The sequence below is a fragment of the Pasteurella testudinis DSM 23072 genome, from assembly GCF_900176075.1.
Taxonomy (GTDB): Bacteria; Pseudomonadota; Gammaproteobacteria; order Enterobacterales; family Pasteurellaceae; genus Chelonobacter; species Chelonobacter testudinis.
This window is the reverse complement of record NZ_FWWV01000067.1, coordinates 1-21,251: the sequence shown is the minus strand read 5'-3', so window position 1 is coordinate 21,251 and position 21,251 is coordinate 1. Positions and strand designations below refer to the sequence as shown.

Annotated in this window: 18 protein-coding genes; 11 read left to right on the top strand and 7 right to left on the bottom strand. The window is 46.3% G+C overall.

Features of this window, described 5'->3' with window-relative positions; translation table 11 throughout:
* The 5 genes from rsxC to B8880_RS12875 all read right to left on the bottom strand — a co-directional run.
* On the bottom strand, positions 1-2,309 hold a 2,309-nt coding region (rsxC, locus tag B8880_RS12895; protein WP_084257980.1), incomplete at its 3' end, for an electron transport complex subunit RsxC.
* Entirely contained in the window at positions 2,302-2,916 is a 615-nt protein-coding gene (rsxB, locus tag B8880_RS12890; protein ID WP_084257979.1) for an electron transport complex subunit RsxB, read from the bottom strand. The genes rsxB and rsxC, both read right to left, overlap by 8 nt.
* Complete coding sequence (gene rsxA, locus B8880_RS12885; protein WP_084257978.1) at positions 2,916-3,497, bottom strand: electron transport complex subunit RsxA; 582 nt, start codon at positions 3,495-3,497, stop codon at positions 2,916-2,918. The genes rsxB and rsxA overlap by 1 nt, the downstream gene beginning before the upstream one ends.
* Before the next feature lie 109 nt (positions 3,498-3,606).
* Complete coding sequence (locus B8880_RS12880; RefSeq protein WP_084257977.1) at positions 3,607-4,272, bottom strand: SanA/YdcF family protein; 666 nt, start codon at positions 4,270-4,272, stop codon at positions 3,607-3,609.
* A 331-nt stretch (positions 4,273-4,603) separates the two neighbouring features.
* Complete coding sequence (locus tag B8880_RS12875; RefSeq protein WP_084258050.1) at positions 4,604-5,479, bottom strand: DMT family transporter; 876 nt, start codon at positions 5,477-5,479, stop codon at positions 4,604-4,606.
* 251 nt (positions 5,480-5,730) lie between these two features.
* Between B8880_RS12875 and metX the strand changes: the two genes are divergently transcribed.
* From metX to B8880_RS12855, 4 genes are all read left to right on the top strand, one after another.
* Positions 5,731-6,852 (top strand): homoserine O-acetyltransferase MetX, encoded by a 1,122-nt coding sequence (gene metX, locus B8880_RS12870; RefSeq protein WP_084257976.1) that lies wholly within the window; start codon positions 5,731-5,733, stop codon positions 6,850-6,852.
* Between the two features lie 152 nt (positions 6,853-7,004).
* A complete protein-coding gene (locus B8880_RS12865) occupies positions 7,005-8,267 on the top strand; it encodes a TolC family protein (protein ID WP_084257975.1) in 1,263 nt (420 codons plus the stop codon).
* An 87-nt stretch (positions 8,268-8,354) separates the two neighbouring features.
* Positions 8,355-10,565, top strand: a complete 2,211-nt coding sequence (locus B8880_RS12860) for a type I secretion system permease/ATPase (protein ID WP_084257974.1) — start codon at positions 8,355-8,357, stop codon at positions 10,563-10,565.
* Between the two features lie 11 nt (positions 10,566-10,576).
* Positions 10,577-11,902: an HlyD family type I secretion periplasmic adaptor subunit gene (locus B8880_RS12855; RefSeq protein ID WP_084257973.1), complete on the top strand. Its 1,326-nt coding sequence runs from the start codon at positions 10,577-10,579 to the stop codon at positions 11,900-11,902.
* 73 nt (positions 11,903-11,975) lie between these two features.
* Here the strand turns inward: B8880_RS12855 and folK are convergent, their stop codons facing one another.
* Positions 11,976-12,467 carry a 2-amino-4-hydroxy-6-hydroxymethyldihydropteridine diphosphokinase gene (gene folK / locus B8880_RS12850; RefSeq protein ID WP_084257972.1) on the bottom strand — a complete coding sequence of 164 codons (492 nt, stop codon included), beginning with the start codon at positions 12,465-12,467 and terminating at the stop codon, positions 11,976-11,978.
* The gene (pcnB, locus tag B8880_RS12845; RefSeq protein ID WP_084257971.1) at positions 12,460-13,842 is read right to left on the bottom strand and encodes a polynucleotide adenylyltransferase PcnB; all 1,383 of its coding nucleotides are present in this window, start codon (positions 13,840-13,842) and stop codon (positions 12,460-12,462) included. Before pcnB ends, folK begins: the two co-directional genes overlap by 8 nt.
* A 394-nt stretch (positions 13,843-14,236) precedes the next feature.
* Between pcnB and rlmKL the strand changes: the two genes are divergently transcribed.
* The 7 genes from rlmKL to B8880_RS12810 all read left to right on the top strand — a co-directional run bounded on the left by rlmKL (position 14,237) and on the right by B8880_RS12810 (position 21,118).
* Positions 14,237-16,390 (top strand): bifunctional 23S rRNA (guanine(2069)-N(7))-methyltransferase RlmK/23S rRNA (guanine(2445)-N(2))-methyltransferase RlmL, encoded by a 2,154-nt coding sequence (rlmKL, locus tag B8880_RS12840; protein WP_084257970.1) that lies wholly within the window; start codon positions 14,237-14,239, stop codon positions 16,388-16,390.
* Between the two features lie 21 nt (positions 16,391-16,411).
* A complete protein-coding gene (locus B8880_RS12835) occupies positions 16,412-16,945 on the top strand; it encodes a hypothetical protein (protein WP_084257969.1) in 534 nt (177 codons plus the stop codon).
* Positions 16,946-16,976: 31 nt separating this feature from the next.
* A complete protein-coding gene (locus B8880_RS12830) occupies positions 16,977-17,720 on the top strand; it encodes a glycerophosphodiester phosphodiesterase family protein (protein WP_084257968.1) in 744 nt (247 codons plus the stop codon).
* Between the two features lie 21 nt (positions 17,721-17,741).
* Positions 17,742-18,302, top strand: a complete 561-nt coding sequence (locus B8880_RS12825) for an RBBP9/YdeN family alpha/beta hydrolase (protein ID WP_084257967.1) — start codon at positions 17,742-17,744, stop codon at positions 18,300-18,302.
* Positions 18,303-18,316: 14 nt separating this feature from the next.
* Entirely contained in the window at positions 18,317-19,000 is a 684-nt protein-coding gene (gene cmk, locus B8880_RS12820; protein ID WP_084257966.1) for a (d)CMP kinase, read from the top strand.
* A gap of 100 nt (positions 19,001-19,100) precedes the next feature.
* Positions 19,101-20,774: a 30S ribosomal protein S1 gene (rpsA, locus tag B8880_RS12815; protein ID WP_084257965.1), complete on the top strand. Its 1,674-nt coding sequence runs from the start codon at positions 19,101-19,103 to the stop codon at positions 20,772-20,774.
* A gap of 59 nt (positions 20,775-20,833) precedes the next feature.
* A complete protein-coding gene (locus tag B8880_RS12810) occupies positions 20,834-21,118 on the top strand; it encodes an integration host factor subunit beta (protein WP_084257964.1) in 285 nt (94 codons plus the stop codon).
* The last annotated feature ends 133 nt before the right edge of the window (positions 21,119-21,251 follow it).

Genomic DNA, 21,251 nt, shown 5'->3' with positions numbered 1-21,251 from the left:
GCTGCGACTGTTTGGCTTTCTGCTGTTTGGTTTTCTGCGGCTTTTTTCGCTTTGGCACGGGCGATTGCGGCGGCAACGGCGGCTTTGCGCGGATCAGTAGTTTTGTCTGGATCGGCAGTAACCGCACTTTGTTCGTTTGGCGTCGCTTGCGCTGAGGCTGATTGGTTTTCTGCTGTTTGGCTTTCTACGGCTTTTTTCGCTTTGGCACGGGCAATTGCGGCGGTAACCGCGGCTTTGCGCGGATCGGTAGTTTTGTCTGGATCGGCAGTAACCGCACTTTGTTCGTTTGGCGTCGCTTGCGCTGAGGCTGATTGGTTTTCTGCTGTTTGGCTTTCTACGGCTTTTTTCGCTTTGGCACGGGCAATTGCGGCGGTAACCGCGGCTTTGCGCGGATCGGTAGTTTTGTCTGGATCGGCAGTAACCGCACTTTGCTCGTTTGGCGTCGCTTGCGCTGCGGCTGTTTGGCTTTCTGTTGTTTGGCTTTCTGCGGCTTTTTTCGCTTTGGCACGGGCAATTGCGGCGGCAACGGCCGCGGATTTACTCTGTTGCGGATTATCAACCGTCACCGCACTTTGTGCGTTTTCAATAGGAGTGGTTGCGGTTTGTTGTGCCGCTTGTGCCAGACGTGCCGCTTGGCGTGCTTTGCGTTGGGCAATCAGCGCGCGGTTATCCGGCAAGGTTTCGCCGTTGTCGGTTTGCAGCGTTTTAATCACCGGTTGTTGCGTATGATCTGCGGCGGAATCGGTTTGTGCCGCTTTTTTCGCTTTCAAGCGCTCAAGGGCAGCTTTGACCGGATCTTCGCCGTTTTGCTGCGCAATTTCCTGACGGCGTTTTTCGGCGGCTTGCTGCGCTCGTTGTTCCCGTTGTTGTTTCTCTTTTAATAAGCGGGCTTCACGCTGTTCAAACCGCACTTTGGCTTCTTCTGCCAAGCGCTCTTTCTGTTTGATTTCGGCGATTTTGGCTTTTTCCTGACGGAAATATTGAATCAACGGAATATTGCTTGGGCAGACATAGGCGCATACGCCGCATTCGATGCATGAACTGAGATCATATTGTTGCGATTTTTCGTGATCCTCACTGCGTGCGAACCAATAAAGCTGCTGCGGCAATAATTGTACCGGACAGGCATCGGAGCAACTGGAACAGCGGATACAGCTCTGTTCCGGTGGTGGCGGCGCATATTCGAAATGATCCGGTGCAATCAGACAGTTGGTCATTTTGGTTACGGGGGCGTGGGGATTCGGCAGAATATAGCCCATCATTGGTCCGCCGACAAAGATCGGCAAACGGGAATCGGGTTGATAATCCGTTTGCGCCAACAGCGCGGAAATCGGCGTGCCGAAGCGCACCCAATAATTGCGCGGTTGTGGAATTTTGTCACCGGTTAAGGTCACCACCCGTTCGATCAACGGTTCGTCATCGATCACCGCTCTTTTAATCGCAAAGGCAGTGCCGACGTTGTGCATAAGGATTCCCAATGCCGACGAACGCGTGCCTTTCGGCACTTCCATGCCGGTCAGAATTTGAATCAGCTGTTTGGAAGCGCCGGACGGATAAATGGTCGGAATCACCCGCACGTCAATGTCATTTGCACCTTTCAACGCCTGTTTCACTGCGTTAATGGCTTGCGGTTTGTTGTCCTCAATGGCGAAAATCACTTTTTCCGGACGGGTCAGGTAACGCAAAATGCGGATCCCTTCCAGCATTTCCGCCGTGTAATCTTGCATTAAACGGTCGTCGCAGGTGATATAGGGTTCGCATTCTGCGCCGTTGATAATCAGCAGTTTGATCCCGCCGGTGACATAATGGATTTTATTGGCACTTGGGAATACCGCGCCGCCCAAACCGGCGATTCCGGCCTGATAAATCCGTTCGAGCAGTTGCTCCACTCCGAATGCCATAAAATCATCGCACAAAGTGCGGTCGCGCCATTGATCGGCACCGTCCGCTTCCAACACCAACATCGGTTCACTTAAACCGGACGGGTGATTGGCAGGGTAGCTGCCGATGTCGATAATTTTGCCCGATGTCGGGGCGTGAACCGGCAGTTTGCTGTAGTTTTGGCTCTGTGTAGGGCATTGGGTCAGTGCTTGCCCTTTCAGCACCTGATCGCCGACCTTGACAATCAATTCCGCCGCATCGCCGACATGCTGTTTCAGCGGCAGATAGAAGCGTTCGCCACGCTGCTGACCATAAGCAATGCGACCGATTTTTTTCCGGTTGGATTGTGATTTCATTTCGGCAGGGTGGATACCGCCGGGAAATTGCCAAAGGCGGTTGGCATTGATACGTTCGATAATATCATTCATGCGTCACCTCCGGTTTTTTGCTGTCGTGGCTAATATTGAGCGTCGGAATGACCAGACTCGGATCAAATTTCCAGTTCCAGTGATTAATATCGGGTTTAACGGTTTCCATGGTAATGCAGTCGGTCGGGCAAGGAGCTACGCACAATTCGCAACCGGTGCAGAGATCGGCGATTACGGTATGCAGCGCTTTGTTCGAGCCGATAATCGCATCGACCGGACAGGCTTGAATACATTTGGTGCAGCCGATACACATGTCTTCGTGGATAAACGCCACTTTCACTTCCGGCGCGCCAGCCTCGAAATCGGTTGGCGGCACGTCAACGCCCAACATATCCGCCAACTGCACCACCAGCGGTTGCCCACCGGGGACACATTTGGTGATGATGTCGCCATTGGCAATCGCTTCGGCATACGGACGACAACCCGGATAGCCGCATTGTCCGCATTGGCTTTGCGGCAAAATCGCATCGATTTTATCGACAATCGGATCGCTTTCCACTTTCAGTTTAACCGAGGAAAACCCGAGTACGGCGCCGAAAATCAAGGCGAGCAAGGCAATCACGATCAGCACCCAGTGAAGTGCGGTAAGTTGGCTTAACAGGTTCATTAGCTGTGTACCAGTCCGGTAAAGCCTAAAAATGCCAGTGACATTAAACCGGCGGTGATCAAAGCAATCGAAGCACCACGAAACGGTAGCGGCACATCCGCTGCGGCTAAACGTTCACGCAAGGCGGCAAATAGCACCAACACCAATGAGAAACCCAACGCTGCGCTGAAACCATAAATCACCGATTGCACCAGATTGTGCGCCAGATTGATATTCAATAAGGCAACGCCGAGCACCGCACAGTTGGTGGTGATCAACGGCAAGAAGATACCGAGCAGGCGGTAAAGGGTCGGGCTGGTTTTGTGGATCACCATTTCGGTGAATTGTACCACCACGGCGATGACTAAAATGAACACCAGCGTGCGTAAAAATTCGGCGTTTAACGGCATTAAAATATAGCGATCGATCAAATACGAGCACAGCGAAGCGACGGTCAGCACAAAGGTGGTTGCCAACCCCATGCCGATCGCAGTTTCGATTTTTTTGGAAACGCCCATAAACGGACACAGCCCTAAAAACTTGATCAGGACAAAGTTGTTGACAAGTGCGGTTCCAATCACTAATAACAGGTAATCAATCATAATTCTTCAGCCGAAAAAACAGGTAGGTATTATCCCCGTTTCTCCCATCAAGAACAATACTTAAAACAGATTAAATTGGCAGGTTCTGCTTTTCTGAGCGGGGTGAACGTTAGCTTCCCGGCATGAGTGGCGGAGGGAGCGGTTCGGGTTCGCCGAGAAAATAAGGGCCTTTTTCAGTCAGCAGATCCCAAATCATGTACAGTCGGGCAAAAAATTCGCGTACTCTGACACCGTAGTGCCCGTCAGGGTATTCGGCGGCATAGCAGATGGCGTCGATATTGTAATATTGGGCGATAAACAAGGCGCGTTCGCAGTGAAATTTTTGCGAAACAATGGTGATCGAATGGGCGTGAAAAATCGTTTTCGCTCGGATTACCGAATCCAGCGTGCGGAAACCGGCGAAATCCAGATACATAAATTCACTGTTGACGCCGAGCTTGCGCAGGTCGTAAAACATATTGCGCGGTTCGTTATATTGCGAAGTGCGGTTGTCGCCGCTTAATAATAGATAATCGACTTTATTGTGTTTTACCAATTCTTGTGCCGACAGCAAGCGGTTGTAATAAAAAAGGTTAAGCGAATTATCGCTGAAATAGCGTGATGTGCCCAACACCAGCGCATACGGGCGGTGCGGAATTGCATTGATATCGTCATAGATATTTTTACGCACATAAAAACCAATCAGTTGATCGGTCAAAATCACCAAAATAAGCAAGAATGAAAAAAAGAAAGCCAAATATCGGACAGCAGGCGATAGCAACCGGCAAACAGACATAAGAAAGCGGCTGTACGTCACGGCTAATATTGAGGAGGAGTTATCCGACGTTTTTGGTGACATCATATAAATTGCTCAACTCTTATGCGTTATTGTCTTATATATTATCGGTATTAGGGACAGTTGTAGCCGGCTGTTGATTTTACTTAAGCGTATAATTTGGAAAGTAAAAAAGCAACGTAATTTATTCTAACAATATTAGCTTGCGACAGCCAGACAAATTTAGGTTAGACCAAACCCGAAAATTAACATATCGAGGAAAGCGAATGCAGCTACTGCAAATAGTACGGCAAATGGGCTTGACGAAGCGCGTTTATTTTTGGGCAAGGTATTACTTGATCCTGCGTTCACTTTCTTGGTAAGTAATATATAAAATCGCAAAAATAATCAGACAGGCTCCTAACCATAGCCGCCCCGGCGGTTCCGCCTGAAAAATAATCCAGCCGGCAAAAACATTTAACGGCAATTTTAAAAAGTCAAACGGTTGCAGATAAGCCGCGTCCGCTAAATTATAGGCTTTGGCAATCGCCAGTTGGGCAATCGCGGTCAGAAAGCCTAATAGAATCAAATAGCCTAACTGTATGGCATCCGGTATTGCCCAGTGTGAGGTTTGCACGAGGTTTAATAAATTGAACGGCGTAATGAGAATAAATAGGTAAACCACAATCGTGGTCGGTGAATCGGACGCAGAGAGTTTTTTCACCATCAACGAGTAAATAGCCCAACAAAGTGCGGCGGCAAGCGGCAGCAGCGCCACCGGATTAAAATCGTCCGCCCATGGCTTTAAAATAATCATTGCACCGCAAAAGCCGAGTAGAGTGGCGACGATTCGGCTGAACCCGACACGCTCTTTCAAAAATAATGCGGCGCCCAACGTGGCAAACAAGGGGGAAGTCATGATTAAGGCGATGCCTTGCCAAATCGGAATTGGGTAGATGAGCGCGCTGATCCAGCACTGAATCCCGATAACCGAAATACCGACGCGCAGGATATGCAGCCACAGATGTTCGGTTTTCAATACTTTCAAACCGGCTTTAAACAAACTCGGCGCTAAAAACAGCAGGGCAAACAGGTATTGGTAAAGCGCTACGGAGGCAGAGTCGATGTTGGTATTCGCACCCAAAACCTGGGTCAGGGTATTAATCGCCGCAAACACGATGCCGGCGAGCACCATTGCCAATGCGCCTTTGATAGGATGATGTAGCATAATCACTCGAACTGTGAGGGAGATAATAAAAAGTAAAAAGGTGCTGATAAGCATACCCGCACGCCGTGAAAAAGCAAGTGAAAGCCGTTTGCCGGCAATGGCTCGATTATAGCAGTATACAAATCCAGATGTTTAGACGGCTAAAATTGCTTGACAAGCATTTTCGGGATCGGTAATTTATGCAAAAATTCAGATAAAATAAAAATATAGCGGAATAACAGCTTGTTCCGCCGTAACGAATTCAGGTGTATATGACGGTCAAATCAATTCGGCTCTTCACGGATAATCCGCTACAGTTGCTTTTGGGCGGGCAGCTTAATGATATTGAGGTCGCCTACCGCACTTACGGGCGTTTGAACGCCGAAAAGAGCAATGCAGTCTTAATTTGCCACGCCTTGACCGGCGATGCAGAGCCGTTTTTCGAGCCGGATCAGCAAAAGGGCGGTGAAAACAGCGGTGAAAACAAAGGCTGGTGGCAGAACTTTATGGGAGCCGGTTTGGCGCTGGATACCGATCGCTACTTTTTTGTCTGTTCCAATGTCTTGGGCGGCTGCAAAGGCACTACCGGCCCTTCGTCAATCAATCCGGCGACCAATAAACCCTACGGCAGCCAATTTCCGGCGATCACCGTGCAAGATATTATCAAGGTTGAAAAAGCGTTGCTGGACGAGTTGCAGATACCGCACTTGCATGCTGTCATCGGCGGTTCGTTCGGCGGTATGCAGGCGACGCAGTGGGCGGTAGATTATCCGGATTTTGTCGATAGCGTGATCAACCTCTGTTCTTCGCTGTATTTCAGCGCCGAAGCGATTGGCTTTAATCATGTTATGCGCCAAGCGATTATCGCCGATCCGAATTTCAATCGCGGTGATTATTACGACGGGCAGCCGCCGGAGCAAGGGTTGTCGGTCGCCAGAATGTTGGGTATGTTAACCTATCGCACCGATATTCAGCTGAATAAAGCTTTCGGACGGGTACAAAAACAAGTGCCGGACTATTTTGGTGACTATTTTCAAGTGGAATCCTACCTCAGCTACCAAGGACGGAAGTTTTTAGATCGTTTTGATGCCAACAGCTATTTGCATTTGACCCGTGCGTTGGATTTATACGATCCGGCAATGAACTATCACAATGATCTTAAGCAGGCGTTAAGCAGAATCAAAGCCCGTTACATTTTGGTGGCCGTTGCCAACGATCAGCTGTTTAAAGCGGTAGATATGCGCAAAAGCAAAACATTATTGGAAGAAAACGGGGTAAAATTAGAGTATCATGAGTTCAATTCGGATTTCGGACATGACGCTTTTCTGGTCGAATATGATTTTTTTGAACCGATGATTCGAAAAGGGTTGGAGGAAAGACGGGCAAATTCTTAATTAAGACGGCTTTTAACAGAAGAAATAGCAGAAAAGGTTCGCTTTATCACACAAATTTGTAAATTCGATTATTTTAAATTTAAAATTAATGTAAGCTAATCGAAATAAATAGATTATTAAAATAACTGCAGAATTTTTCAGGGGTTCTATCCATGTTTAAACGTACGGCAATAAGCAGAATTCTAGTTACTACAGGTTTAGTGTTTCTTACTACAGTTGGCTATGCCAATCCGCTTAAAAATGTGTTAATGCAATCACTGGTCAGCGATCCGGTTTTAAAAGAAGCCGATGCAGAATTAGGGGCGGCTAAAGACAGGATTGAACAGGCAAAAGGCGGGCATTATCCCGTGGTATCCCTGACCGGAAACAAAGTATTGTCGCAATACCACAAAGATCCCAGTGATCGCACGGAAACCAAAGTCGTTCCGGGTGTAAGAGGCTCGATCAATCTGTATGCGTTTGGCGCGATTGAAAAAGAAGTCGAAAAAAATAAAGAAAACGAAAAATATTACAACTTCAAATATTATGAAAGTCGTGAAGAATTAGCTTACACCATTGCTGACTTGTATCTGAATGCATTGCAGGCAAAAGAGCGGATTGATGTCGGACAGCGTAATTTACAACGCCATAATGAAATTCTTGCAGATATCGGCAATATTGTTGTCAATGACGAAGGCCGTGAATCGGAATACGCACAAGCGGAGGCGCGTGCGATTTTGGTTGAGCAGGAAATCAATGATTACCAACGTGAAATGTACCAGAGCCTGACACAACTGGCAACTTATAGCGGCAACCGGATTACGGAAAAAGATTTAGAAGATCCATTTAGTAAATTGTCTGTTGACACGTTGTATAAAACCTATTCGTCTAAAGATGCGAGAACCACCGCAACTTATCAGGCACAGATGGCCGAGCTGGAAACCAATATGAAAGATCATGAGCTGTCGAAATTGAAAAAACTGCCTAAAATTGATTTGACAGCCAGTGCAACAACGGAGGATCGCGAAGCGTCTATTAATGTTAACTGGGATGTTTTTAATCATAGCTCCAGTTACGAAGTCAGAGAAAAAGCGAACCTGATTGCATCGGCAAAAGAGCGGTTGGAGCGTGTGGAACGCAATCTGCGCGAAACGTCGAATTTAGCGCAACTGGACATCAAACGTAATACCATTCAACTGAAAACCATCAAAAAGCAAATTCAAGCCTCGACTCGGGTGGTTGAGTTCTACCGTTTGCAGTTTGACTTAGCGCGCAAGACATTGATTGAATTGCTGAATGCGCATAGCGAATTGTTTAATGTGGAAATGGCGCAAGTCAACACGCAAGGGGCTTTGCGCAAAGCAAAACTGGATTATCTGCGTTCTCAAGGAACCCTTGCCGAATGGGCAGGCTTTCCAAGAAATGCAAGAAAGTAAAGCAGTATAAACCACGGACAAAACAATAAAAGTAGGCATTTCTGCTTTTATTGTTTTTCTATTTATCTGGTATAAAGAATTATTGATATGAAATTGATTATTGAGAATATTTCACTCGCCACACAATTGGTCGGTTCGCAACTGTCGGTGGCCACATTAACCGCCAATGTGATTCGTGATAATAATATGGGGATTAATTTTTCCTCACTACAAGAGTTTTTAAAAAGCGAAGGCTTTGAAAATACCATCTCACAGCGTCCACTGGAAGATATTCCCTCGTTAGCCATGCCGGTGGTGGTATTGTTGCAAAACGAAGAGGCGGCGGTTATCGTCAATATTGAAGGCTACGGACAAGACAGGGTTTATAAAATTCAACAGCTCGACGGGCTGACCCAGCTGATTAGTCATCAGGACTTAAACAAGCACTATCTGGGTTACTGTTGGTTTATCAAGCCGAAAATCGGGGTGGATTCGCGTTCCGAGTTGCCCGAATACAAATTACCGAAGGCATGGTTTTTCAAAGTCATCTGGCGTTTTAAACGTTATTACTACCAAGTGATTTTGGCGACGTTTATTATCAACTTTTTAGCCTTGGTCAGCTCGCTTTATGTTATGAATGTATATGACAGGGTGATCCCGAATCAGGCATACAATACATTATGGGTTTTGAGTATCGGGGTATTTATTGCAATCGGTTTTGAATTTATTGCCAAAATGATTCGCGGACACTTAACCGATATTGCCGGTAAAAAAGCCGATTTGATTATCAGTTCGGCGCTGTTCAGGCGGGTAATCGGCTTAAGGTTGCAAGAGCGGCCGGTATCATCAGGTTCCTATGCCAGTAATTTACGCGATTTTGAATCGGTGCGGGATTTTATGACCAGTGCCAGCTTACTCACATTGGTTGATCTGCCGTTTTTATTTTTGTTTATTACCGTGATCTGGCTAGTGGCGGGCAGCTTGGCAATAGTTCCGGCAATCATTATTCCTTTGGTGATTATTGTCGGCTTTTTGGCGCAAGGGCCGTTATCCAAGTATATCAATGAGTCGATGAAAGAGTCTTCTCAACGCCAAGGTTTGGCGGTAGAAGCGATTGAAGGTTTGGAAACCCTGAAAACCAATAATGCGGCAAAATGGGCGCAAAAACGTTGGGATCACTATACGGCAACGGCTGCGGCTTCTTCGATTAAGTTAAAAGATGTCAGCAACTTTGTGGTCAATTTTGCGGTTTCCATGCAACAACTCAATACGGTATTCTTGGTGCTTTACGGAACCTATTTGATCCATAGTGAAGACTCTGCTTCTAAAATCACCATGGGGGCGTTGATTGCAGCCGTCATTTTATCCGGACGCGCTTTGGCTCCCGTCGGGCAGATTGCCGGTTTGGCGGTGCGCTTCCAGCAGGCTTGGGTTGCGCTGAAAGGGGTCAACGGTATTGTTGAGCGTAAAACCGATCGCGATAGCGAACGTAATTATGTCACCTTGGATCAGGTTGCCGGTGAAATTCAGTTTAATAACGTTAATTTCTCTTATAGCGAAGATGCCGCACCGGCCTTAAATCAATTTAACCTGACCATTCGCCCGAAAGAAAAAGTCGGTATTTTGGGGCGTATCGGCAGTGGCAAATCAACGGCACTCAAAACCGCCTCAGGGTTATATGATCTGAATAGCGGAACCATTTCACTGGACGGCGTAGATTTACGTCAGCTCGATCCGAATTTTTTGCGTAATCAGGTTTTACTGCTAGAGCAGAACCCACGCCTGTTTTTGGGCAGTTTGCGTGAAAATATGGATTTGGCGCGTATGGACGGATTTTCTACCGACCAAGATTTAATCAGAGCGTTGACCGTATTTGGCTTGGATAAATTAATTCGTAATCACCCGCGTGGTTTGGATATGCCGTTGGGTGAAAATGGATTAGGTCTGTCTGGTGGACAAAAACAAGTGATCGCTTTGGCACGCATGTTATTGCGCAATCCCAAAGTGGTATTATTGGACGAGCCGACAACCGCACTTGACCAAGCCAGTGAAATTCAGGCATTGCGGGTACTTGCAAATTGGTGTCGCAACCGCACAATGGTGATTGTCACCCATCGGCCGCAAGTGTTACAGATCGTTGATCGCATTGTGATTATCGAACAGGGCAAAGTGGTGATGGACGGACCGAGAGATGCGGTATTGAAAAAGTTGGCTGAAAATGAAAAAAATAATCAGCAGCAAGCGCAACAACAGACTCAGCAACCAGTAAGCAAAGAAGTACAGCAAACGGCGGCACCACAAATTGATGCGACGCTTTAAGGTATAACACAATGTCCGATAAGAAAATGAAAAAAATAGAAGAATCTCATTCTCAGGCTACTCAAGCCAAAACCAGCCCGAGTATGGTAAATCAGCAATCAATAACCGAAAACAACGAAAGTAAAGAGCAATACAGCAAACAGGATCTGAAATTACTGACCGATCTGAACGCGGCTATTCAACAAGAAAAACATAAGGGGCTGTTTTGGAGTATTATTCTGTTGTTTGCGTTTCTCGTGGTTTTTGTCATTTGGTCTTACAACAGCACGTTGGAAGAAGTCACTCGCGGCCAGGGCAGTATTATCCCAAGTAGTCGCGAACAGGTGATCCAGAGCTTGGATCCGGGGATTTTGAGCGAAATGCTGGTTAAAGAAGGGGATTTGGTTGAAAAAGATCAGATTTTATTAAAACTGGACGATACTCGCAGCTCCGCCGGCTTGCGCGAAAGTCAGGCCAAAGTACAAAATCTGGCTGCCGTTGTCGCTCGTTTGGAAGCGGAGGCCTATAATCGGGAATTAAAATTTCCACAGGATACAACCCCTGATCTGATTGAGCGTGAAACCGCAGTTTATAATTCGCACAAACAAGCACTAAAAGAATCACTTAACAGTTTGAGCGAAAGCAAGAAACTTCTTGATCGGGAAATCGCCATGACGACGCCGATGGTGGCAAAAGGGGCGGTATCCGAAGTTGAAGTGCTGCGAATGCGCCGTCAGTCCAGTGAACTACAACTGCAGATCGTAGAAAGGCAGAATAAGTACGTCACCGATGCTAACAGTGAGTTGGTGCGCGTACAATCCGAGTTGCAGCAAGCCAGAGAAAATATGGCAATGCGTGCTGATCCGGTTGAACGTTCTTTAATCCGCTCGCCGTTGAAAGGTATCGTAAAAAATATTCGGATTAATACCATCGGTGGAGTGATCAGTGCCGGACAAGATATTATGGAAATTGTACCGGTCGAAGAAAAATTGGTGGTCGAAGCCTATATCAGCCCGCGTGATGTCGCTTATGTCCGCCCGGGAATGGCGGCGTTGGTCAAACTATCTGCTTATGATTATGCCATTTACGGCGGTTTGGACGGTGTTGTCACCCTGCTCAGTCCGGATACTTTACATGATCAAAAACGTCCGAGCGATTTAAAATTAGATGCCAATGAGGCCTATTATCGTGTTTTAGTGACAACGGAATCGAGCATACTCACCGATAAAAACGGGGAAGAATTACCGATTATTCCGGGTATGATTGCCACGATTGATATTAAAACCGGTGAGAAAACGGTATTTCAGTATTTAATCAAACCACTCACCCGAATGAAGCAAGCGTTGCAGGAGCGTTAGTTTTCATCTATATAAAAACGGGGCTGAATTTAATGCCCCGTTTTTTTACGCCATTTATCAATACTGCGTTTGGCTATTTGCCGTCTAATTTTATCATGCCATGTGGCACAAACTGAGCGTGATATTGCGCCAACGCTTCACCATTTGGTAACATCAGATCCGCAGCAATTTCATAAAGCGGTACGATCACAAATTCGCGATTGTGCATATCATAGTGCGGTACGGTCAGGCGTTCGCTATTAATAATGTTATCGCCATACAGCAAAATGTCCAGATCCAAAGTGCGTTCGCCCCAGCGGCGCTGGCGTACACGCCCTTGTTGCCGTTCGATATTTTGCAATTGATCAAGCAATTCAAGCGGCAAAAGTGCGGTCTCCACCGCCGCCACCGCATTGATAAAATCCGGTTGATCTTGCGGGCCGAGCGGTTTGCTGCAATAAAAGGAACTGACCGCAGTCAAGTGCGTATCCGGCAGCGTATTCAAGGCTCGTAATGCCTGTTTCAATTGTTCGAGCGGCTCGGCGAGGTTGCTGCCTAATGCAATATAACAACGCTGTTTAGTCATTTTTTACCTTTGAATGGCTCGGTTTGCGGCGGCGGTAGCGGTGTTTTTTGGTTTTTGCACCTTTAGGATCGCGATCATTTTGTTGCACCATCAAATGCTCGCGCTGTTGTGGATTGCTTAACTGGTATTCGTGCCACCATGCGGCCAGTTCAATCAATTCGCCGCCTTCCAGTTCGGCGCGCATGGTCATCAAATCATAGCCGGCACGGAATTTCGGCTGTGCCAGTGTTTTTTCGGCACGGTTGCCGCTACGTTTCGGCAGTTGCAATTGCAGCGCCCAAATTTCACGCACCACAATCGTGTGGCGTTTGGGTACTGCAAGGGCACGGCATAAACCGTCCAACACTTCGCTGGCGGCAACCGAAAAGGCATCGAAATTATTTAAACCGGCTTCATTTTTCAGTTGATCCATTTTTTCGCGTAACGGATACCAAAAGAATGTGGCAAATAAAAAGGCCGGATTGACCCGTAAATTATCACGGATACGCTCATCGGTGGACTGAAGTGCGGTACGAATCATTCGTTCCGCCAGAGAATCCTGTTTTTCTGTGAAAAACGGCATTAAAGATGGGAACAGGTATTGTAGCAAATCATACTGTTTCAACAGTTCATAGGTTTTTAAACCGCTGCCGCTTTGCAGCAGTTTCAGCGATTCGTCGAACAAGCGGGCAGCCGGAATATTTTTTAATAGCGGTGCGCAGCTTTTCATCGGCGCTTCGCTGCTGCGTTCCAAAAACATATCCAGTTTCGCCATAAAACGAATGGCGCGCAGCATTCTCACCGGATCTTCTTGATAACGGGTTTCCGCATCGCCGATCAAACACAATTTGCCGGTATGCAGATCGTCAACGCCGTTAAAATAGTCGATCAACACATTATTTTTCGGATCGTAATACAGCGAGTTCACCGTAAAATCACGGCGCTTGGAATCGTTTTCCAGATTGCCGAACACATTGTCGCGCAGCAGCATGCCATCGGCATTTTGACGGGAAAGCTCGTCGTGATGATCGTCTTGGTGCTCGGCTCGGAAAGTCGCCACTTCGATAACGTCACGGCCGAACATAATATGCGCCAAGCGGAAACGGCGGCCGATCAAGCGGCATTGGCGCTGAAACACTTTTTTGATTTGTTCCGGACTGGCATTGGTTGCCACATCGAAATCTTTCGGTTTTTTCTCCAACAGCAAATCGCGCAGACAGCCGCCGACCACATAGGCTTCATAACCGCTACGTTGTAGTTTTTCCACGACGGTCAGCGCATTGCGTTGAATCATACGCGGATAAATGCCGTGTTCGGAGGCTTTCAAGCGGTATTTTGCATGATGTTTATCTTTTGCCGTATGGGATTTGCGTGTTTTCACCGCACTTTGTTCCATTGGCGGAGCGGAGCGAGCTTTGCTTTTATATGTGTTCGGAGAAGAAGCTCCGCTGGTTTGGCGGGATTGATGGGGTTTGACGGCTTCCGGCTTTGCGTTTTGTGCTTGCACACGTTTTTGTTGTTTGTTTTTTTTACCGAAAAACTGTTTGATTAAATTTAAAATGGTACACCTCGCTGAAATTGAAACAGCCTATAACGTTAATAATAAATAAATTTGAGGCGAATTTTAGTACAAATCAGCAGGGTTGCAAATATAAAAATGAACTGATGCTGAATCAAAGTCGAAAATCGGTTTTGATTATTCAGTCAGAAGTCGAGAATAACCTGCGAATTTCCGTTGATTTTGCTATACTGCGCCTCAATTAAAAGACGCGATGAGAGCAAAGTACAAGATGAGAAACCTGTTCGCCACCACAGCCCGTGGATTTGAAGAATTATTAAAAACCGAATTGACCGCTTTAGGGGCGCAAGATTGCCAATTAAAACAAGGCGGCGTGGCGTATCAGGCGGACGACAGCACGCTATACCGCACTTTGCTTTGGAGCCGCTTGAGCTCGCGTATTTTATTGCCGCTGACACAGGGCAAAGTCTATGATGACATCGATCTGTATTCCACCGTCACCAATTTCAATTGGGATGAACAGTTCGACAGCAAAAGCAGCTTTTTAGTCGATTTCAACGGCACCAACCAAGCCATTCGCCACACCCAATTCGGCGCCATGCGGGTTAAAGACGGCATTGTGGATTATTTCGAACGCCAAGGCGAAGCCCGTCCGAACGTGGAAAAAGCGTATCCGGATATTCGGATTCACGTTTATTTAAATCGGGAAGAGTTGATTGTGTCGCTGGATTTGAGCGGCGAGGCACTGCATTTGCGCGGCTACCGTGAAGAGAGCGGTAAAGCGCCGTTGCGTGAAACCTTGGCGGCGGCGATTATTTTACGTTCCGGTTGGCAGCAAGGCACGCCGCTGGTCGATCCGATGTGCGGTTCGGGCACGCTGCTGATTGAAGCCGCACAAATGGAAGCGGAAATTGCGCCGCAATTGAATCGGTTGCATTGGGGCTTTGATCACTGGAAAGGGCATGATTTCGCCTGTTGGCAGCAAGTGCGGTCGGAAGCGGAGCAGCAAGCCGAACAACAGGCACAAAAAAATCCGCAACCGCACTTTTATGGTTTCGACCTCGATCACCGCGTGTTACAAAAAGCGCAACACAACGCCAAACAAGCAGGTGTTGCTCACTTGATCCGCTTTAAACAGGGCGATATCGCCGCGCTGAAAAATCCGTGTGCCGCTGATGAAGTCGGCACAGTGGTGTGTAATCCGCCGTATGGCGAACGCTTAGGTACGACACCGGCGTTAATCGCGCTGTATTCGGTATTTGGACAACGCTTAAAAGAGCAATTCGGCGGTTGGAACGCGTCGATTTTTAGTGCCGAACCGGAACTGTTGAACTGCATTCGTTTGCGTTCGCACCGCCAATTTAAAGCGAAAAACGGACCGTTGGAGTGCCTGCAAAAAAATTATCAAATCAAAGTACAAGATCCGACCGCACTTGATAACTTGGCAGCGCAAGCCGAATTACCGCCTTCTGCCGGCGGTGGTTTGGCGCAAGATTTCGCCAACCGTTTGCAAAAAAATATCAAAAAGATTGAGAAGTGGGCGCAGCAACAGGGGCTGGACGCTTACCGTTTATATGATGCCGATCTGCCGGAATATAATTTGGCGGTCGATCGCTATGCCGATCATATCGTGGTGCAGGAATACGCTGCGCCGAAAAATATCGATCCGAATAAAGCGCGCCAGCGGTTGTTGGACGCGGTCAGTGCCACTTTGCAAGTGACCGGCGTCGATACCAATAAACTGGTGCTGAAAGTGCGGCAAAAACAGAAAGGCAGCAGCCAATATGAAAAATTGGGCAATCAGGGCGACTATTTCGACGTGCAGGAATACGGCGCCAAATTGTGGGTCAATTTGACCGATTATCTCGATACCGGACTGTTTTTAGATCACCGTCTCACGCGTAAAATGGTGGGTGAAATGGCGAAAGGCAAGGGTTTCCTCAATCTGTTTGCCTACACCGGTTCGGCAACTGTTCATGCAGCGTTGGGCGGGGCAAAAACCACCACCACGGTCGATATGTCAAACACCTATCTCAACTGGGCGGAACAAAACTTAATCCTGAATGGCTTTGAAGAAAGCAGGCAGCATAAAATTATTCAAGCCGACTGTTTGCAATGGTTGGCGGAATGTAAACAACAATATGATCTGATCTTCGTCGATCCGCCGACGTTTTCCAACTCCAAACGCATGGAGGACAGTTGGGACGTACAGCGTGATCACTTGAAATTGATGACGATGCTGCAAAAAATTATCCGTCCGCAGGGCACGATTATTTTTTCCAATAACAAACGCGGCTTTAAAATGGATTTCGACGGCTTGACCGCACTTGGCCTGCAAGCCAAAGAGATCAGCGCCAAAACCTTACCGCTGGATTTTGAACGCAATAAACAGATTCATAATTGTTGGCTGATTACTTTTAATTAAAACTTATTAAAGAGGCATTTTATGAAAAAATTATCAATTTTAGGTCTCGCTCTTTTTTTAGCTGCTTGTTCATCAGTTGCTCCACCAGAGGAAAAAGTTGTGAGCTATAATCCATTAAAAGAAGCTAGAGTCAGATTATATGGGCAGAATAATTATTTCACTTGGCTAGTCGGTGAAAATGTGAAAATTCGAACAGGTGGTATAGGTGATGCTCCAATATTAAAGGAAATATTTACACCATTAAGAAGTAGCAGTATTGGCATGCCTAAAACTGAGTTGATAAAAGAATTAGGAAAAAAACGCTCCAGTATCTATGCGGAATTGTACTATCAGGAGCACGTTGTTCCAGCGGGAGTTCCTTACGAAATCTCAACTTCACTTAGGGATGGTGGAATGTCAAATATTCAAGTTTACTGTAGTGTAAATATTCATTTCACACCGAAAGCAGGAAAAGATTATGAAGTACCAGCTTATATTGATGGACGGTATTGTATTTTAGGCGTAAATGAAATTGTAGAGGTAAATGGAGAATTTATTTCTATACCACATAAGTAAGATAACGATTATAAATACAAAAGGAGAAAACATGAACAATCGGGTGTACGCTCATCGCGGCGTGTCGGGGCTGGCGCCGGAAAATACGCTGGCGGCAATTAAATTGTGCAAAGAGTACAATATCAACTGGTTTGAGTGTGATATTGATGTGATCGCTGATGGTACAGTGATCTTAACTCACGACTCCACCTTGGATCGCTGCACCAATCGTAGCGGTGGTTATTATGACCTCAAACAAGACGATTTGCAGGGCATAGACGCCGGTTCATGGTTTGGCGAAGATTTTCAAGGCGAGCCGTTGCCGACATTAAATCAGTTGGTCGAGCTGATGAATCGCTATCAACTGAACGGTAATATTGAAATCAAAGGCTGCGAAGCCGGTAAAGCAATGGCGTTAAAATTATTGGACGGCTTGGAACAGGCATTGACCGCACTTGACCCTGAGCGTGAAGTGATTATTTCCAGTTTCAATTTCCTGTTTTTAGCCGAGTTGAAAAAGCGTTGTCCGCAGCTTGCCGTAGCTTGTTTGTACGAATCTTATCAAGCGTTAGATGACGCGCTCACCACACTGGAATGGGTCGGTGCGGAGTATATTCATCTATCTCAACAAGGGTTGACTCGTGAAACCGTCGCCCGTTTCAACAACGCCGGCTATAAAGTGGCGGTATATACGGTTAATAGCACTATGCGTGCCAATGAACTGTTTAACTGGGGTGTGTTTGCGGTGTTTAGTGACGTGCCGCATTTGTTTGCAGCGCGTTATCGGCAGGGTTAAAGCATTTAGTAAGGGCTAGAAATGGCTAAACCGCATATTTATATTGTACACGGATATACTGCTTCGGTAGATTCTAATTGGTTTCCGTGGTTAAAAACAACGCTCGAAAATAAAGGGATAACAACAACAGTATTACCCATGCCGGAATCGCATAATCCTAATGATGAGGCTTGGCTGGCGTATTTAAAAAATAATATTACGATTAGCAAAAATACGATTTTGGTCGGGCATAGTTTAGGGTGTATCGCAATTTTAAAATATGTAGAACAATTGCCGATAACTCAGAAAATTAGAGGGGTTGTTTTGGTTTCAGGTTTTGCAGAAAAGGTAGATACGTTGCCTGAGCTTGATCAGTTTAATCAAAATCCGACAAATTATCATGATTTAATTATAAAGATTCAAACACGCATTGTTATCGCTTCTTTAAATGATGAAATCGTGCCTTATCATTACAGTGAAAGATTGAAAGAAAGGTTGCAGGCAGAATATTATACCTTACAAAATGGCGGACATTTTTTGGATCGAGATGGGTTTAGCGAGTTTCCACTGGTTTATGAACAAATTACAAAAATAACTAATTGAGGATACAACGAACAATGCAGCAAAATATTGTCATCACCATCGACGGTCCGAGCGGTGTCGGTAAAGGAACGTTATGCCAAGCGTTAGCGGAAAAGTTAGGCTTTGAACTGTTGGATTCGGGCGCGATTTACCGTGTGTTGGGCGTGGCGGCGGTGAAAAGTGCGGTCGCGTTGGACGATGAAACCGCACTTGCAGCGTTGGCGGCAAAATTGGATATTCGTTTTGTTCCGGAAAACGGGGCGGTGAAAGTGTTATTGGACGGTAACGATGTCAGCAGTGAAATCCGTACCGAAATTGCCGGCAATAATGCCTCCAAAGTTGCACCGTTTCCAAAAGTGCGGTCAGCGTTATTGCAGCGGCAACGGGATTTCAGCAGCGAAAAAGGCTTGATTGCCGACGGGCGAGATATGGGCACGGTGGTGTTTCCGCAGGCGCAAGTCAAAATCTTTTTGGACGCCAGCGCGGAAGAGCGTGCCAATCGCCGTTTTAAACAGCTGCAACAAAAAGGCGTGGCGGCGGATTATGCGCAAATCTTAACCGAAATCCAAGAACGCGATTTTCGCGACCGAAATCGGGAAGTCGCCCCGTTAAAACCGGCGGACGACGCATTTTTATTGGATTCGAGCGCATTAAGTATTAGCGAAGTTGTCGAAAAAGCGTTACAATATATCGATCAACGCATTCGCAAGACTGCCTGATTAATTTTTTACGGTTTGTTCAAGGACGAACGAACTGATTGAAACAGCCCCATTTGGAAGGAATTCGAATGGACGTTATTAATTTATTTGAAGATTAAATATGACTGAATCTTTTGCTCAATTATTTGAAGAATCCCTAAAAGAACTTGAAACCCGTCAAGGTTCTATCGTTAACGGTACTGTTGTTGCTATCCAAAAAGGTTTTGTATTGGTTGACGCAGGTTTGAAATCTGAATCCGCAATTCCTGTTGAAGAATTTCTGAACGCCCAAGGCGAATTAGAAGTTAACGTCGGCGATGCGGTTAAAGTAGCGCTTGATGCTGTTGAAGACGGCTTCGGTGAAACTAAACTGTCTCGTGAAAAAGCAGTTCGTCACGAATCTTGGATCGAACTGGAAAAAGCCTACGAAGAACAAGCGACTGTTATCGGTTTAATCAACGGTAAAGTGAAAGGCGGCTTCACAGTTGAGTTAAACGGTGTGCGTGCTTTCTTACCGGGTTCACTGGTGGATACTCGCCCAATCCGTGATACCTTACATTTGGAAGGTAAAGAGTTAGAATTCAAAGTAATCAAACTGGATCAAAAACGCAACAACGTTGTTGTTTCACGTCGTGCGGTTATCGAAACCGAAAACAGCCAAGAACGTGAGCAACTGTTGGAAAATCTGCAAGAAGACGCAGTGGTTAAAGGTATCGTTAAGAACTTGACCGACTACGGTGCATTCGTAGATTTGGGCGGCGTGGACGGTTTGTTACACATCACTGACATGGCTTGGAAACGTGTTAAACACCCAAGCGAAATCGTGAACGTCGGTGACGAAATCACCGTTAAAGTATTGAAATTCGACCGTGATCGCACGCGCGTATCTTTAGGCTTAAAACAATTAGGTCAAGATCCTTGGGTTGCTATCGCTGAAAATCACCCTGTCAACAGCAAATTAAGCGGTAAAGTCACCAACTTGACCGACTACGGCTGTTTCGTTGAGATTTTAGACGGCGTTGAAGGTTTGGTTCACGTTTCAGAAATGGATTGGACCAACAAAAACATTCACCCATCTAAAGTGGTCAGCGTTGGTGATGAAGTTGAAGTCATGGTATTGGAAATCGACGAAGAACGTCGTCGTATCTCTTTAGGCTTGAAACAATGTAAAGCCAACCCATGGCAGCAATTCGACGAGACTCACAAAAAAGGTGATCGCGTTGAAGGCAAAATCAAATCTATCACTGACTTCGGTATCTTCATCGGTTTAGAAGGCGGTATCGACGGTTTGGTTCACTTGTCTGACATTTCTTGGAATGTTGCAGGTGAAGAAGCGGTTCGTAACTACAAAAAAGGTGACGAAGTCGCTGCCGTTGTTCTGCAAGTTGATGCGGTTAAAGAGCGTATCTCTTTAGGTATCAAACAATTAGAAGAAGATCCGTTCAACAACTTCGTTGCAGCTACCAAAAAAGGTGCGATTGTGACCGGTAAAGCGGTTGAAGTTGACGCGAAAGGTGTTAAAGTAGAACTTGAAGGCGGTGCAGAAGGCTATGTTCGTGCAGCAGATTTAGCGCGTGAGCGTGTTGAAGATGCGACCACCGTGGTTAGCGTTGGCGATGTGATTGAAGCGAAATACACTGGTGTTGATCGCAAATCTCGTACTGTACACCTATCCGTACGCGCGAAAGATGAAGCTGACGACAGCGCAGCTGTAGCGAATGTGAACAAGCAAGAAGAAGCCGCTATTCCAAACGCAATGGCGGAAGCATTCAAAGCGGCGTCTAAAGGCGAATAATTAATTGAACTTCACATGCGGATACCAAGTGCGGTATCCGCTCAAAATGAGGAGGCAGCATGACTAAATCAGAGCTTATCGAAAGTTTGATTCAACAAAATCATACGATTCCGGTGAAAAGCGTAGAGAATGCCGTTAAGAGTATCCTTGAATCCATGTCGCAAACCCTAGAAAACGGGGATCGTATTGAAATTCGCGGATTCGGCAGTTTCTCGCTCCATTACCGTCAGCCGCGTGTCGGACGCAATCCGAAAACCGGTGACAAAGTGGATTTGGACGCAAAATATGTTCCTCATTTTAAAGCGGGTAAAGAGCTTAGAGAGCGTGTGAATCAGTCCAATTAAATGACAAAACGGCACTTAGATGGTGCCGTTTTTTATTATAGGCAGACGAAGACTGCCTATAAAAACCATACGCTATGCGTATGGAATCAAAGAGCTTAAGCGATGAAAAGAAAAAATCCTCCGATATAATGAA